11 protein-coding genes, 1 tRNA gene and 1 pseudogene are annotated in these 14,724 nt (G+C 59.4%); 3 read left to right on the forward strand and 10 right to left on the reverse strand.

Translation table 11 applies throughout. The annotated features are described in order from the left end of the window. Window positions 1–413, forward strand: a pseudogene (locus tag ACVWZF_RS10620) (photosystem II q(b) protein); the annotation flags it as partial. A 140-nt stretch (window positions 414–553) separates the two neighbouring features. After that, window positions 554–1,690 (forward strand): Holliday junction branch migration DNA helicase RuvB, encoded by a 1,137-nt coding sequence (gene ruvB / locus ACVWZF_RS10625; protein ID WP_011432089.1) that lies wholly within the window; start codon window positions 554–556, stop codon window positions 1,688–1,690. 62 nt (window positions 1,691–1,752) lie between these two features. Here the strand turns inward: ruvB and ACVWZF_RS10630 are convergent, their stop codons facing one another. Beyond that, window positions 1,753–4,446 carry a phycobilisome rod-core linker polypeptide gene (locus ACVWZF_RS10630; RefSeq protein WP_011432088.1) on the reverse strand — a complete coding sequence of 898 codons (2,694 nt, stop codon included), beginning with the start codon at window positions 4,444–4,446 and terminating at the stop codon, window positions 1,753–1,755. Between the two features lie 193 nt (window positions 4,447–4,639). Between ACVWZF_RS10630 and ACVWZF_RS10635 the strand changes: the two genes are divergently transcribed. Next, window positions 4,640–6,832, forward strand: a complete 2,193-nt coding sequence (locus ACVWZF_RS10635) for a glycosyltransferase 61 family protein (protein WP_238376858.1) — start codon at window positions 4,640–4,642, stop codon at window positions 6,830–6,832. On the opposite strand, the gene ACVWZF_RS10640 is transcribed toward ACVWZF_RS10635, so the two are convergent. From ACVWZF_RS10640 to nifH, 9 genes are all read right to left on the reverse strand, one after another. Beyond that, a tRNA-Leu gene (locus ACVWZF_RS10640) sits at window positions 6,833–6,916 on the reverse strand. It lies immediately after the preceding gene. 141 nt (window positions 6,917–7,057) lie between these two features. Next, window positions 7,058–8,287, reverse strand: coding sequence for an L-lactate MFS transporter (locus tag ACVWZF_RS10645; protein ID WP_011432086.1), 1,230 nt, complete (start codon window positions 8,285–8,287; stop codon window positions 7,058–7,060). Between the two features lie 152 nt (window positions 8,288–8,439). After that, window positions 8,440–8,640, reverse strand: coding sequence for a putative nitrogen fixation protein NifT (gene nifT / locus ACVWZF_RS10650; protein WP_011430645.1), 201 nt, complete (start codon window positions 8,638–8,640; stop codon window positions 8,440–8,442). Next, window positions 8,637–8,900, reverse strand: coding sequence for a nitrogen fixation protein NifZ (locus ACVWZF_RS10655; protein WP_011430646.1), 264 nt, complete (start codon window positions 8,898–8,900; stop codon window positions 8,637–8,639). The genes nifT and ACVWZF_RS10655 overlap by 4 nt, the downstream gene beginning before the upstream one ends. Further along, window positions 8,897–9,046: a hypothetical protein gene (locus ACVWZF_RS10660; protein ID WP_011432085.1), complete on the reverse strand. Its 150-nt coding sequence runs from the start codon at window positions 9,044–9,046 to the stop codon at window positions 8,897–8,899. Before ACVWZF_RS10660 ends, ACVWZF_RS10655 begins: the two co-directional genes overlap by 4 nt. Beyond that, window positions 9,036–10,223: a homocitrate synthase gene (gene nifV, locus ACVWZF_RS10665; protein ID WP_457411413.1), complete on the reverse strand. Its 1,188-nt coding sequence runs from the start codon at window positions 10,221–10,223 to the stop codon at window positions 9,036–9,038. The genes ACVWZF_RS10660 and nifV overlap by 11 nt, the downstream gene beginning before the upstream one ends. A gap of 253 nt (window positions 10,224–10,476) precedes the next feature. After that, window positions 10,477–12,012: a nitrogenase molybdenum-iron protein subunit beta gene (gene nifK, locus ACVWZF_RS10670; RefSeq protein WP_011432083.1), complete on the reverse strand. Its 1,536-nt coding sequence runs from the start codon at window positions 12,010–12,012 to the stop codon at window positions 10,477–10,479. A 65-nt stretch (window positions 12,013–12,077) separates the two neighbouring features. Further along, a complete protein-coding gene (nifD, locus tag ACVWZF_RS10675) occupies window positions 12,078–13,541 on the reverse strand; it encodes a nitrogenase molybdenum-iron protein alpha chain (protein WP_011432082.1) in 1,464 nt (487 codons plus the stop codon). Window positions 13,542–13,636: 95 nt separating this feature from the next. Continuing rightward, complete coding sequence (gene nifH, locus ACVWZF_RS10680) at window positions 13,637–14,515, reverse strand: nitrogenase iron protein (RefSeq protein ID WP_011430651.1); 879 nt, start codon at window positions 14,513–14,515, stop codon at window positions 13,637–13,639. Window positions 14,516–14,724 lie beyond the last annotated feature (209 nt).

A 14,724-nucleotide genomic window follows, 5' to 3' on the forward strand; every position in this document is an offset into this window, starting at 1 on the left:
TGGTGACCTCGAGCCTGATTCGGGAGACCTCGGAAGAGGAGTCTCAGAACCTGGGGTACAAGTTTGGGCAAGAGGAAGAGACCTACAACATTGTGGCGGCGCACGGGTATTTTGGCCGGTTGATTTTCCAGTATGCGTCGTTCAACAACAGCCGGAGCCTGCACTTTTTCCTGGCGGCTTGGCCGGTGATTGGGATTTGGTTTACGGCGCTGGGGATCAGCATCATGGCGTTCAACCTGAACGGGTTCAACTTCAACCAGTCGATTGTGGACAGCAACGGTCGAGTGGTTGGGACGTGGGCTGATGTGCTGAACCGTGCCAACCTGGGGATGGAAGTGATGCACGAGCGGAATGCGCACAACTTCCCGCTGGATTTGGCGGCGGTGGAGGTAGCGCCTGCGGTGCGTGGCTGATGGCCTGACCTGACGCTTCAACAGCATTGGTGGATCCCCCGGCTTGGTCTGGGGGATTTTTTTGTTCTCTTTGCTGGGGTGATCTTTCCCAGAGCTTTTCTAGAGTTAAATTGGGGCCATTGCCTCTGTGACTTAGGGATATGGCAATCATTTCTTCTCGGGATACAGGCCAGAACGCTGAGGGCCCCAAGCGGCGGCAGCAAAAGTCTTCAGCCTGGAGAAAAGAAGTCAGAGAGTTGAGCTTTGCTGGGGAAAGGGGAGCGGATCCCTCTGCCCTGTTGCAGCCGCAAGCCCACCCTGGCGAAGCCCAGGAAGAATCCCTGCGCCCGCGCACCCTAGCGGAATATATTGGCCAGACGGAACTTAAAGAAGTGCTCTCCATTGCCATTGCGGCGGCCCGCGCTCGCCAAGAGCCTCTGGATCACCTGCTGTTCTACGGCCCGCCTGGTCTAGGCAAAACCACGGTGGCAGCAGTGCTGGCGGCAGAAATGGGATCCCAGTTCTACATGACCACCGCGCCGGCTTTGGAGAGCCCCCGCGACATTGCCGGGTATTTGGTGCGCTTGAAGCGGGGGGATGTGTTGTTTATTGACGAGATCCACCGCCTGCCCAAGGTTACAGAAGAATTGCTCTATCCGGCGATGGAGGATTTTCGTCTTGATATCACCATTGGCAAAGGTCGCTCTGCTCGCATCACCTCTCTGCCCTTGGAACGCTTTACCCTCATCGGGGCCACAACCCGCATTGGCGCCCTCACTTCTCCGCTGCGGGATCGCTTTGGCCACGTGCAACGGCTGCGCTTTTACGAGCCTCACGAGCTGGTGCAGATCGTGCTGCGCACGGCTCGCCTCTTAAATGTCTCCACCGATCCAGAAGGGGCTGCAGAGATCGCCCGCCGTTCTCGGGGCACGCCCCGCATTGCCAACCGCCTGTTCAAGCGGGTGCGAGACTACGCCCAGGTGCGAGGGGATGGCCACATTAGCCAAGAAGTGGCAGCAGCCGCTCTGGAGCTGTTCCAGGTGGATCCCATGGGTTTGGATTGGATCGATCGCAAGCTGCTGACGGTGCTGGTGGAGCAGTTCGGTGGAGGGCCAGTGGGCTTGGAGACGATGGCCGCGGTGACGGGTGAGGATCCCCAAACCATTGAAGAAGTGTATGAGCCTTATCTGCTGCAAATCGGCTACCTGCAGCGCACGCCCCGGGGTCGAGTGGTTACCCCTGCTGCGCTACGGCATTTGGGCTATGAAGCCCAGTCTCCTCTGCCTTTGTGGAGCTAACTCGTCTCTCCCCTCACCCCCGACCCCTCTCTCACAAGAAAGAGAGCAGTTGAGAGCCCCATCTAGCTACGGTCATTGCCCACAGGGCTGAAGCTGGGCACCACCAGCTCGCGGTTTTGCTTGGTGAGACGACCGTACAGCTCCTGCGTGTTGGGGAAGTTGGCCGCCGGCAAGGTGGGGAAGCGGCGATAGGGCACTGTGTCCTCGCCGAAGAGATCCCGATACTCCTGGGTGTTCAGCAGGGCGCGCACAAAGGCTTTCACCCCCTGGGTGGCCAAGATCTGGTTGTACTTGCGGATCTCCTGCTGGTTGAGAGGAGCACGGCCCAGGAAGTGCTTGGTGCCCAGCTCGATCACCTTGGTGTTGGGATAGGGGGCATAGAACTCGGAGCGGTACAGCTCGGAACACCCCAGGGCCTCGATGAACTCCTTGACGGTGATCTCGCCGTTGCGCAGCTTGGACTCGGCAGAGCTGAGCTCGGCGCTGATGTTGTAGATGTCCATATCCCGCTCGAAGACCTGCCGGTAGGCGGCGCGGATGAGGTTGTTGACTTCCGCTTTGTTGGCCAGGCTGGTGAGCTTGAAGACAGGGATCTCTTGGCGTACCTTGGGCACCCCCTGCTGGGCCCGCCGCTGGATTTCCAGCTCGCCGGAAGGCATATCCCGAGGCTGACCCAACTTGACAAAGAGAGGGATGTCGTCGTCGGTGCGAATGGGCTTGGTCACTGCCATGTCGGTGGAGCCGGGGCGCATCCGCCGCAGCGCCAGGCCGCCGGGGGTGAGGTAGCGCTCGTAGGGCACGATATCTTCCCCGAAGACCTGCTGGTACTCCTCGCCGTCCAAGATGGCATCCACCACCGCGTAGAACCCCTGCTTGGAGGCAATGTCAAACAGGCGGTTCATCTCTTGCCGTCCGTAGGTGGGTCGGCCCAGTAGCTTGCGGTGGATGAACTCGATGGCTTTGCAGACATACAAGCTGGACCAGTACTTGTTGCGGAAGAGATCCGACTTGGCCAGTTGGCGAATAAACTCTTTGACGGGAATTTCCCCCGACTCCAGCTTGATCTCCCAACGGGTTAGCCGTTGGCCTTCGTAGGGCATGTAACCGTACACCTGCTGGTAGCAGGCGCGGATCACCGCTTGCGTCGAGACTTCGCTGCCAACAATCCCCGCCCGCACCCCTAGCCGCCGGCTGCGATCGCCGGGAGTTTGGGTGAGCTTGAAGACTTTGGGGCCAAGGCTGCCGGGATCCCCTGCTGCTCTGGGATTGGTGCGCTCGTTGGTCAGGGCAAAGCCGCGCCGGATGAGGATGCGCTTGACATCTTTGTTGAAGGGAGCAGGGCGGGCGCTGAGGGAACGGGTTTCCTTGGGGAAGATGGCCCCAAATTGGATCTCCAGCGGGTCATTGCCGGAGCCATAGGCATGCTGATCCGGCAGGGGCCGGTTGTAGCGGGCAAAGAGGGTAATGAACTGGGGCACCTTGCGGCGGGGGGCAGCGTAGTTGTAGAGGTCGAATTTGGCCCCCCAGTTGGCGCTGGTTTGCGCTTCTACCCCCAGCTTGCGCAGGTAGGGTACCGTCTCTTCGCCGAAGTAGTCTCCGTACTCGCGGCTATCCACCAGCGCGTCCACCAGGCCAGCCAGACCCTTGCTGGAGATGATGGAGAAGTAGGTCTGCACTTCCTCGCGGGTTTCGGGAGCCCGCCCCAGGAAGTGGCGGAAGGCCAGCTCCACGACGCGGCTGTTGATGTAAGGCTCGTAGAACTGCTTGCGATACAGCTCCGATTTGCCCAGGCGGCGAATGAACTCCTTCATGGAGATCTCGCCGTTTTTCACCTTCGACTCCAGGTCGGAAAGCTTGAGGCCGTAGGCGCGGCGGATATCCCGCTCAAACACCTGCCGGTAGGCGGCCTTGATGACTTCTTCTTTCTCGGCGTTGGACAGCCCCGGCTTCATGGCAAAAACGGGAACTTTTTCGGCAGCCAAGTTGTAGATCTGGGGTAGCTGCAGCCCTTGCAGAGGGATCCCGTCGGCGGTGCTGGCATTGCGCTGCCGCAGCTTGTCGGAAGGGGCGGGAGCGATGAACTCGCTCAGCAAAACATCGAAGTATTGGTTGATGATGGCAACTGCTTCGGCATCTTTGCGGAAGTAGCCAGCCGCTGCCCGCTTCATCTCTTGAATGGCGACAATGGTGGCCTCGGCGGAGCAGGCATTTTCGATGATCTCCCGCAGGCCGCGCGTGTTGACGGCGATGATACTGGGATCCCCGGCCACCAGGGCGTAGGTAACGTAGCGCAAAAACCAGCTCAGATCCCGTAGCGATTTGCGCATGTTGGCAGCTCCGTAGCGGGAGATGTTGATGGGGCGGAAATTGGGGGGAATCTCCACACCGCTGGCGCTAAAGATGTTGCGGATGGCCTCAATGAATCCGCCGGTGGATTCCACGTAGAAGGCAGTACCCAGCTTGAAGGCTTCTTTCTCGTCTTGGGTCGCTTCTGGCCGCTCCAGATAGGCCATGGGCGAGCCCCCTGTGAAGATGCGGTTGGCTGCCCGGCTGACGATGATTTCCGAATTGGCCGCAATGACCTCGGCAATCTCTAGCCGTTTCAGGCCGCTGGAGAAAAAGTCCTCGAGGCGATCCAGCTCGGTGCGTCCCAGATAGCGATCCTGCTGTTCCGCCTGGGAGATGGTCGATACAGGCACGGTTTGGTAGAGACGGGGGTTGGAAACGACTGCGCCAGCGGATACGTTGATACCCATCGATCTTTTAAACTCCGTTTTGATCGAAAAAACTGCCGACAAAGGCCGAGGACAGTGCCATCGAAGGGGGTGAAGAGGCTGACCCACGACTGGAGGAGCATCCCTCTCTAAGCTGAGAAGGATCGATGCCCGATCCCTGAGGGGGAAGCCAAGCCTAGAATACTAGGGGCACGGGCCCAGAGTGGGGAGGTTGTTGCAGTTTGTAACACTGTTTCTCATCCACAAAGACATGGCTCTCAACCCAGCTCTACCCTCCCATCTGTTGTCTTCCGCTTTTCTCCTTGAGGATTGGGAGCAGGGACATTACGAACGCGTTACCCAGGTTTTACAGCAACAGCTCGAGCAGGGATCCCCCTCTCCAGAGCTGTATTGGGAGCTGGGAGCCGCCTATCTCCTGCTGGGTCGGGAACTGGAGGCGCAGCTGGTGTGGCAAGAGGGCTTGGCAATGCTGCAAGCGGGGGGGGTGGCCGAATCCGAGGCCGTCTACCACCTGCTGAGGAGCTTGCAGGCTTTGGCGGAAAGCCTGTGGGAGAAGGGCCATTGGCCGCAGGCAGCAGCTCTGTATCGGCAGCTTCTGGAGTTGGGGGATGGACAGCTGGAGCTGTCTTCTGGCCAGGCTTTGGCTGCTCACCGCATTGGCCTGACCCAAGAGCGGAGCCGGCTGTGGGCTGCGGCAGCGGAGTGGTTTGAGCGGGCTTGCCAGCAGGATCCGACGGCGGCAGAGAGTTTTTGGCGCTGGGGCTTGGCCCTGATGAAGCTGGGCCGTTTGCGAGAGGCGATTTCCCCTCTGCAGGAGGCTGCGCGGCTGCGCCCTGAGTGGGGGGATCCCTGGGTACAGATGGGCCTGGCGTGGCTGGATCTGCAGGATCCAGTTCAGGCTGTGGGGTGTTTCCAGGCGGCTGAGGCGCGGGGCACCGGGACAGCGCAGCTCTACAGCTACTGGGCGGAAGCGGAAGTGCGGTTGGCTCACCCTGAGGCGGCTTGGGAGAAGGTTTGCCGAGCGGTGGCAGCGGAACGGAATTGGGTGCAGGCGTGGTGCGAGGGCAGCGGCGGAGAAAGCCCTCTGCGATCTGGACTGGAGCAGGCATGCAGGGGAGAGGGATCTGCGAGGATCCCCGATTTCCTGTATTCGGCTTGGCGGCAGCGTTGGGCTCCAGAAGGCGTTGCCCCTCCAGCAGACTCCTTTTCCCAGAGCACTCCCCCTACAACTGACTTCTGGCCAGTGCCAACCCAAGGCTACCTCACCACCCGACAGTGGCATCAGGCCACGGGCGAAGGGGACTACCAACTGCTGGATCCAGGGGGGGTTCTCTGTCTAAAAGCGCCCCCTGCGGCTGATCCCGCCATTTTGCAAAAGCTGCGCCCGCAGCGCATCCCCTTGGCAGAGACCTTTGTCGCCCAGATCCCCCGAGGATCCGTCCACGTGGGCCACTATCCCCGCCACCTCTACGCCAGCTTTGCCAGCGGGGTGCTCACCCGCCGGGGAGAATTGCTCGCCGATCTATCCCTGAGCTTGCCGCCGCCGGAGTTCCTCGACTGGGACTACAGGCCAGATCACCTGCGACACCACCCCCTGCTGGGCTTGCCCCATCTCCCCCCACCGATCCCACTGGATGGCCCCGTTGCCCTTTTGCCCTTGGGGGCAGTTAATTACTTTCACTGGATGGTGGATATTCTGCCGGCCCTCGATATCCTGCAGCGGTCGGGCGCCCTGGAAAAGGACATCCCCATCTTGATCCACGGGTATCAAAGAAAGCCCTTTCAGGTGCAGAGCTTGGCTGCTTTGGGGATCCCAGCCGAGCGCATCCTCAGCTTTGAGCAGTTGGGGGGATCCCATCTGCAAGCCCAGAACCTGATCGTGCCCTCAGCAGGCGCTCCGGTGGGGTGTTTGACGCCTAGGGGATTGGAGGTGCTGCGGCAACTGGCCCAGCCGAGTTTATCCATTGACCCCTTACAACCGCGGCGGATTTACATCAGCCGTCGCTCTGCCCGCTGGCGGCGGGTGATCAACGAAGCGGAGGTGCTGGCCTGCTTGCGCCCCTGGGGATTTGTACCGGTGCAGATGGAAACCCTCTCTCTTCCCGAGCAAATAGCCCTAATGCAAGGGGCAGAGGCAGTGATCGGGATCCACGGGGCGGGCCTGACCAACCTCGCCTTTTGTCCACCCGGCACCACCGTCATCGAGATCTTGCCCAGCAATGCAGTGCTTCCCTATTTTTGGAGTATTGCTCAGGTGGCAGGGTTAAGGTATTTCCCCTTGGTGGCGCCTGTTTGCGATCCGGCTTTGGTGGCTCTTCTTTCCAGCCCCGATTTGGATCGAGAAGATGCCTGGGTTCGGATCCCGGACTTGCTGAATGTGCTGGAACAGACAGGGATCAGGGGATAATGGGATCGGAGGGACTCGAACCCTCACGTTCTTGAGGAACAACGGATTTTAAGTCCGTAGCGTCTACCATTCCGCCACGATCCCAATCTGTCGGCAATAGCCGTACTACTCTACCAAACTGCTCGCCGTGGGGGGGCAAGTCTTTAAGTTGGTTCACTCAGCCTTGCAGTGGGGAGTATGAAATCGCCGCTCGCGCTAGCAGTGCCTAGCGCCAGATTGCTGCCTCTACTTATGGGATCCCTGCCGCGTTAACTTCCGCTTCTCCTTCAAAAAAGCGTTGGCCACCCAGATCCCCACCACCGCCAAGGCGGCCATCCCATAAAAGGTATAGCTATAGCTGCCCAGCCTATCGCGAATTTGCCCCGCGATCATCGTTCCCACCAAGGCCCCAACTCCATAGGCGGTAAACACAATGCCGTAGTTCTGGGCGTAGCGTTCGGGATCAAACAAGCGCAGGGTCAGGGCGGGAGCCATGGCCAGCCACCCCCCCAGGCAAAACCAAAGCAAGGAAAAAGTTACCCAGTAGGCCAGAAGGGATCCCTGAGGAGGCAGGAGCATTAGCCCACAGGCCAGCAGGATCAGCCCATAGGAGCCCGTAGTGACCTGATGGGGATGTAATCGATCGGCCAACCAGCCAAACAGAGGACGGCTGAGCCCGTTGAAAATGGCGAAGAGAGCCACGCTGTTGGCAGCCGCAGGGGGATCCAGGCCGATCAGCTCTTCCCCCACAGGACCAGAAATCCCAATGGCGCTTAAACCGATCAGAGTGCCGATGGCGTAGCAGATCCACAGGCCATAGAAGGAGGGGTTTCTCAGCAGAGGGAGAGAGCGCCGAGAAGTCAACGGAGAGCGATCTGGGCCATTCGTGGATTTTCTTGGAAAAGGTGAGGAAGGGATCCAATCGGGGGGAGGAAATCTCAGTTGGGTTGCGATCCCCAAGATCACCGCTGCAAAGAGGATCCCCAAAATCAGCAGCGTAGGCCGAGCCCCCAGTGCCTCGATCAAGCAGTTGGCCAGGGGAGCAGTGAGCAGGGGGGATAGGCCAAAGCCGACAATGGTGGATCCCACGGCCAATCCCTTGCAATCGGGAAACCAACGGGCTGCCACGGCCATCGGCACCCCATAGGCAACCCCTACTCCGCTACCGGCAATCACCCCATAGCAGAGGGTGATCCACCCAATAGAAGGGGCAAAGCTAGCCAGCCCATAGCCCAAACCCACCAAGCTGCCCCCCAGAGCCAGTACTCGGCGGGATCCCCAGCGGGGGATGACAAACCCTGTGATGGGCATGAGGGTAGCGTAGAACACGAGGGCAACCGTGTAGGGCAGCAGGCTCTCACTGGCCCCAATCCCCAGCTCTGTTTCCAGGGGCTTGCGGAAAATGCTCCAGGAATAGACGGTTCCCAAGCAAAGAAGAACCAGGAGCCCCTGGAGGATGAAAAGCCATCTCCCCATATGGGCCGGTTGTCCATACAAAGTAACGGGGAATCCAACCCTTTTCATGGGTATCTAGAGCTTGTTGGAGCTGAGTTCAACCCATTCTCTCAGCCCTTTCGGGGATGAGCCGATAGGAATAGAATTGCTTGAATTGTTCAGCCAACCGTTGGCTAGAGGCGTTTGGCCTCTACCGTCTTGGGCAGAGACAAAGGCTCCGGCAGCTCCGGGATGGACAATTCCCAACCGTTGCTCAAGGTGAAAATGGTTTCCCCGGCCTCTGAACGGGTGGCCACAACCGATTCTTCCAGATCTTTTTTGGGAACGTAGACCATCAAATGCCCGTAGGCACTTTCGTGCAGGATGACTTTCATAGCCCTTTCTCCACAAGTTCCAGCTCTTGGGCACGGCACCCCACCACCAAGCCTTTGGCCAAGCAGTGGACGGCATAGACGTAAAACCGTTGTAGAAAGGTGCCAATGGAAATCACGTAACCTTCGTCGCCCGGAACGGCCAAGATTTTCCCCACCGGCTGGCCGAAGAAGGTGCCATCGTTGCGGATGACCTTACGGATGCGGACTTTGTCGCCCAGCTCAAATTGGGGAGGGCGATCCAGCTCCAGTTCGTCGCTCATGGGGTACCTCCTGTGATTTCTGCCAGCACCTGACAAAGCTCTTGGCGGGTTAGGCTGCGGCCTACTTGGCGCGCCCGTCGAGACACGGCTGCCAAAATGGCCTGAGATTTGGAAGTTTCCTTTCCGGACAAGCGGTTAGACAACATCGGGATGGCTCTCCTCTGGGATGGGTTCTGGAGTGTGTTGCGCCCATTGCGTCAGCGTTGCGCGGCAATAACGGGCCAGTTCCGCCGGTGGGATCGGATGCTTGCAGTGGGTGACGTGCTGCCGCACCTGTTCCAGGAGCTTTTCCAGTTGGCCAGGTGGGATCTGCTCGACAGGGATCCCCTGTTCCTTGAGGATTTGCAGCAGCAAATGCCGGCCGGAGTGTTTGCCCAACACCAGCCGCCGCTGGCCGCCCACGGCTTCTGGTGGGAAAGGCTCATAGGTCTGGGGATCCCGCAGCACTCCCGCCGCATGAATGCCCGACTCGTGGGCAAAGGCGTTGTCACCGACGATGGCCTTCCAGGGAGGTAGGGGAGCACCGCTGGCCCGCGCCACCTGTTGAGACAGCTCCCGCAAACGGCGGGTATCCACCCCAACATCGATCCCCAAGGTGCAGCGCAGAGCCATCACCACCTCTTCCAAGGGGGCATTGCCGGCCCGTTCCCCCAGGCCGTTGACGGTGGTGTTCACCGACTGAGCGCCGGCGCGGATCCCGGCTAAGGCATTGGCAGTGGCCATGCCCAGGTCGTCGTGGGTGTGCATCTCCACAGGGATATCGATGGCCTGCACCAGACGGCGAATCTGCTTGTAGGTGCTAAAGGGATCCAAAATGCCCACCGTATCGCAGTAGCGGAAGCGCCGACAGCCCCAGCTTTGGGCCATTTGGGCCAACTCGATCACCTGCTCCAGGGGGGTGCGGCTGGCATCTTCTGCCCCCACCGAGACCCACAGCCCTTGCTCCAAGGCCATCTCCACGCATTGGCGCAACTGTCGCAGCAGCCGAGGGCGATCCCCTTGGAACTTGGCAGCGATTTGCCGATCCGAGACCGGCACGGAGATGTGGATCCGCTTGAGGCCGCAACGAATAGAGGCGAGGATATCGCTGGGCACAGCCCGGTTCCACCCCAGCAGGTGGGCCCGCAGCCCCAGGCTGAGCATGGCGCGAATGGCTTCCGTTTCCACGGCGCCCATGGCCGGGATCCCCACCTCGATCTCGGGCACGCCAATGGCATCCAAGAGGGCAGCAATGGAGATTTTCTCGGGGATTTGGAAGGCTACCCCTGCCGCTTGCTCCCCATCGCGTAGGGTGGTGTCGTTGATGGTGATAGAGGAATTCATGGGATCCATCCTCCAAGACCTACGGCCCGCCTAGGCAATCGGTAACCGTCGATGGTGCTCCGCACCGCTAGCGGGACCCCGGTTGCGTCAGGGCAATCATGTCCAGGGTAGAAAGCTCAACCAAGTTGCCGCAGAATTCATCAGATTCCTGTAAGGCTTGGCTGTTCCTCTTAGCGGGGTGGAGTCTTTGGAGCAGGGGATCCTTGACAAAGTCCGACAAAGTCCGGCCTTTGGGATCCCGCTGCTCTGGCCATCAACGAATTAAGTCGAAGGAGATGTCGGTTTTGCCGGGGATGATGCTGCGCCGATCTGCCTCATCCAGAATGGTGTTGACAATCCAGTTAAGGAGGTTGAGCGCCCCCACATAGCCATAGGTGGGATAGCGATGCAGGTGGTGGCGGTCGAAGATGGGGTAGCCGATGCGCACCAAAGGTGTGCCCGTATCCCGCCACAGGTATTTGCCGTAGGAATTGCCGATCAGCAGATCCACCGGCTCGGTGAACATCAGAGAGCGCAGATGCCAGAGATCCTTGCCCCCCCAGACGGTTGCCCCCTGTCCATAGGGACTGGAGGCCAGCAGTGCCCGCGCCTCGGCTTCGAACTCCTCGTTGCTGTTGGTCACCACCACATGGATCGGCTCCGCTCCCAGCTCCAGCAACAGGCTGAGCAAGCCCATCACCAGATCCGGATCCCCATACAGGGCTACCCGCTTGCCGTGGATCCACGCTTGGGAGTCCGTGAAAGCATCCACCGCCCGGCCCCGTTCGATCTCCAGCTCGGCGGGAATGGGCTTGCCCGTTAACTGGGATAGCTGCATCAAAAACTCATCCGTGCCCCGAATACCCACTGGCCGCGCCGTCAGGGTGGGCCGACCCGAGGCCTCTGCTAGAAACTCCAGGGTCTTGGGCGTGGTGTAGCGCTGGAAGGAAAAAGTAGCCTCGGCGTTCAAGCATTGGGCGGCCACCTCCAGAGGGGTTCCGCCGGGATACATGTGGAAAGTGCCGTCGTTGGGCGAATCCAAATAGTCGGAGTTGTCCGCCAGCAAAGTCAGCGGGATCCCGAATAAGCCGAAGATGCGCTTGATCTCCCGCAAGTTGCCCATGTAGGTATCGAAACCGGGGATGACGTTGATGTAGCCATTGCTACCCGTGCGGCCCACCGGCTCGGTGAGGGTGCTGAGAATGGCCTTGAGCATGTTGTCATAGCCGGTGATGTGGGATCCCACAAAGCTTGGCGTGTGGGCATAGGGCACCGGGAAGTCGCGGGAAATCACTCCCTCATTTCTGGCCGTGGTGATGAAGGCCCCCAGGTCATCCCCGATCACCTCCGCCATGCAGGTGGTGCACACGGCGATCATCTTGGGCTTGTAGAGGGCGTAGGCATTTTCCAGTCCCTCGATTAGGTTTTTGAGGCCGCCAAACACCGCCGCATCTTCCGTCATCGAGGTGGAGACCGCCGAAAAGGGCTCCTTAAAGTGGCGGGTGAGATGGGTGCGAAAATAGGCCACACACCCCTGGGATCCATGGACAAAGGGCAGAGTTCCCTCGAAGCCGACAGCGGCGAAGATGGCCCCCAAGGGTTGGCAGGCTTTGGCAGGGTTTATCGTCAAAGCTTCCCGCTGAAAGTTTTTCTCCCGGTATTCCCAAGATTTTGTCCATTCGGCCACCCGGGCCACTTCTTCCGGGGAAGGGAGATCTTCAAAGGTTTGCTTGCACTGCAGAAGCGCCTGATATTCCGGATCTTGAAACAGGCGGGCATGATCTTTGATGTCTTGGATATCTTGCGGCATGGTCGGTCTCCTAATGAGGGGCAGGGGAAGGAAGGGCCGTTGGCGTCTGGGATCCCGGCGGCAAGCTAGGATTTCCAGGGGGCTTTGACCAGATCCCAGGTGGGGCTATTCAAAGCCAAATCCATATCGCGAGCGAACACGGCAAAGCCGTCGTAGCCGTGGTAGGGGCCGGAGTAGTCCCAAGAGTGCATCTGGCGGAAGGGCAAAGCCATCTTTTGAAAGACGTACTTCTCCTTGATGCCGGAGGCGATGAGATCTGGCTTCAACCTCTTGGCAAATTCTTCAAACTCGTAGCCGGACACGTCATCGTAGATGAGGGTGCCATCGTCGATGTACTGGGTGGTGCGCTTGTAGTCGTCGCCGTGGCCGAATTCGTAGCCGGTGGCAATCACCTCCATGCCCAGCTCCCGGAAGGCCGGGATGACGTGGCGGGGCCGCAGTCCGCCCACCATCAGCATCACCCGCTTGCCCTCCAGGCGGGGACGGTACTTGGCAATGATGGCCTCGCTCTGGGGCTTGTACTTGGCGATCACCTGCTCTGCCTTGGCCTGGATGGTCTCGTCAAACCGCTGGGCGATGGCCCGCAGGGATTTGGCAATTTGGGTGGGGCCAAAGAAGTTGAACTCCAGCCAGGGGATCCCGTAGGCTTCCTCCATGTGGCGGCAGATGTAGTTCATGGAGCGGTAGCAGTGGATGAGATTCAGCTTTACCCGGGGGGCAAGCAACATCTCGTTCCAGGTGCCATCGCCGGAGAACTGGGTCACTACCCGCAGGCCCATCTCTTCCAGCAAAATCCGGGAAGACCAAGCGTCGCCGCCGATGTTGTAGTCCCCAATCAGGGCCACATCATAAGGGCCGGGCTCAAAGTTGAGGGATCCCTCCTTGGCTTTCTTGTCAGCAATGGGCAAAACCCAGTCCCGCACCGTATCGTTGGCGATGTGGTGGCCCAGGGACTGGGAAACCCCCCGAAAGCCCTCGCAGCGCACCGGTACCACCGGCTTGCCAATTTCTTTGGAAACTCTCTTGGCCACTGCCTCGATGTCATCCCCGATCAAGCCGACGGGGCATTCGGATTGGATGGTAATGCCTTTGGCCAAGGGGAAGAGTTCGCTGGCTTCTACCAAGAGTTTGGCCAGTTTTTTGTCCCCCCCAAACACCACATCTCGCTCCTGAAAATCGGAGGTGAACTGCATGGTGCCGAAGGTGTTCACCCCGGTGATTCCCACGTAGTAATTGCGCCGTCCCGACCAGGAGTAGTAGCCGCAGCCCACGGGGCCGTGGCTGAGGTGGATCATGTCTTTGACCGGCCCCCACACCACTCCTTTGGAACCGGCATAGGCACAGCCGCGAGTGGTCATGACGCCGGGGATGGATTTAATGTTAGATTTTACTCCGCAATCTGCTTTGCCCTCGTCATAGACGTTGAGGTGCTTAGCTCTCTTTTTCTGAGCTTTTTCGGGGTAGGTTTCCAGAACCTCCGTTACGATTTTCCGAGTTTCCTCTTTGAGGGTACTTTTCAGAGTAGTCATGAGAACCTCAGCTATTGGGTGTCATGGATAAAAGCCACAGTGCGAAGGGGGGCTGAGGGAGGAAACCAGCTACCCCCAGCCCGTCTTTTCGGGGATCAGACAGGGGCCAACTCTTTTTCGGTTTTGCCGATGAGGTGGGCGATTTTCTGGTCGTCGTCCAAAACGCCGAACTCTATCAACAACTGCTCCAGCTCATCCATAGAGATGGGGGTGGGGATCCTCAGATCCGTGTTGTTGATGATCTTTTTGGCCAAGGCCCGATACTCGTCAGCTTGGTTGCAGTCGGGGGAGTACTCGATCACCGTCATGCGGCGCAATTCTGCGTGCTGAACCACATTGTCGCGGGGGATGAAGTGCAGCATCTTGGTGTTCAGCTTTTCGGCCAGAGCTTCGATCAGCTCGATCTCGCGATCCACCTTGCGGCTGTTGCAGATCAGGCCACCCAAACGCACGCCGCCAGAGTAGGCGTATTTCAGCACGCCGCGGGCGATGTTGTTGGCCGCATACATGGCCATCATTTCGCCGGAGCAAACAATGTAGATCTCTTGGGCCTTGCCCTCCCGAATGGGCATGGCAAAACCGCCGCAGACCACGTCCCCCAGCACGTCGTAGCAGACAAAGTCCAGATCCTCGTAGGCACCGTTTTCTTCCAAGAAATTGATGGCGGTGATGATGCCTCGTCCGGCACAGCCAACACCAGGCTCGGGGCCACCGGATTCCACGCAGCGCACCCCTCGGTAGCCGGTGAGCACCACTTCTTCCAGCTCCACGTCTTCTACGGATCCCCGCTCAGCCGCCAGGTGAAGGACGGTGGTCTGGGCTTTGCAGTGCAACATGAGGCGGGTGGAATCGGCCTTCGGGTCGCAGCCGACGATCATGATCCGCTGTCCCAATTCGGCCATACCGGCAACGGTATTCTGACAGGTGGTGGATTTGCCGATACCGCCTTTGCCGTAGAATGCAATTTGTCTCATGGTTCAGTTCTCCTAATGAAGACTTGAGGAAAGACTTGAGGGCGACTTAAGGGTTAGAAATCTCTTGCCAATGGGCGCAACTGGTCGCATTAGCGAGACGGGATCCTTACTGCAAAGGATTTCAGCTCGCGGGAAGGCAGCCTTGGATCCCTTGGAATCCAAAAGCAAACCGGTTGAACGGTGGGGCTCTCCCGAATCGAGGCAGGAGA

This window comes from Thermostichus sp. OS-CIW-30, from assembly GCF_054060215.1.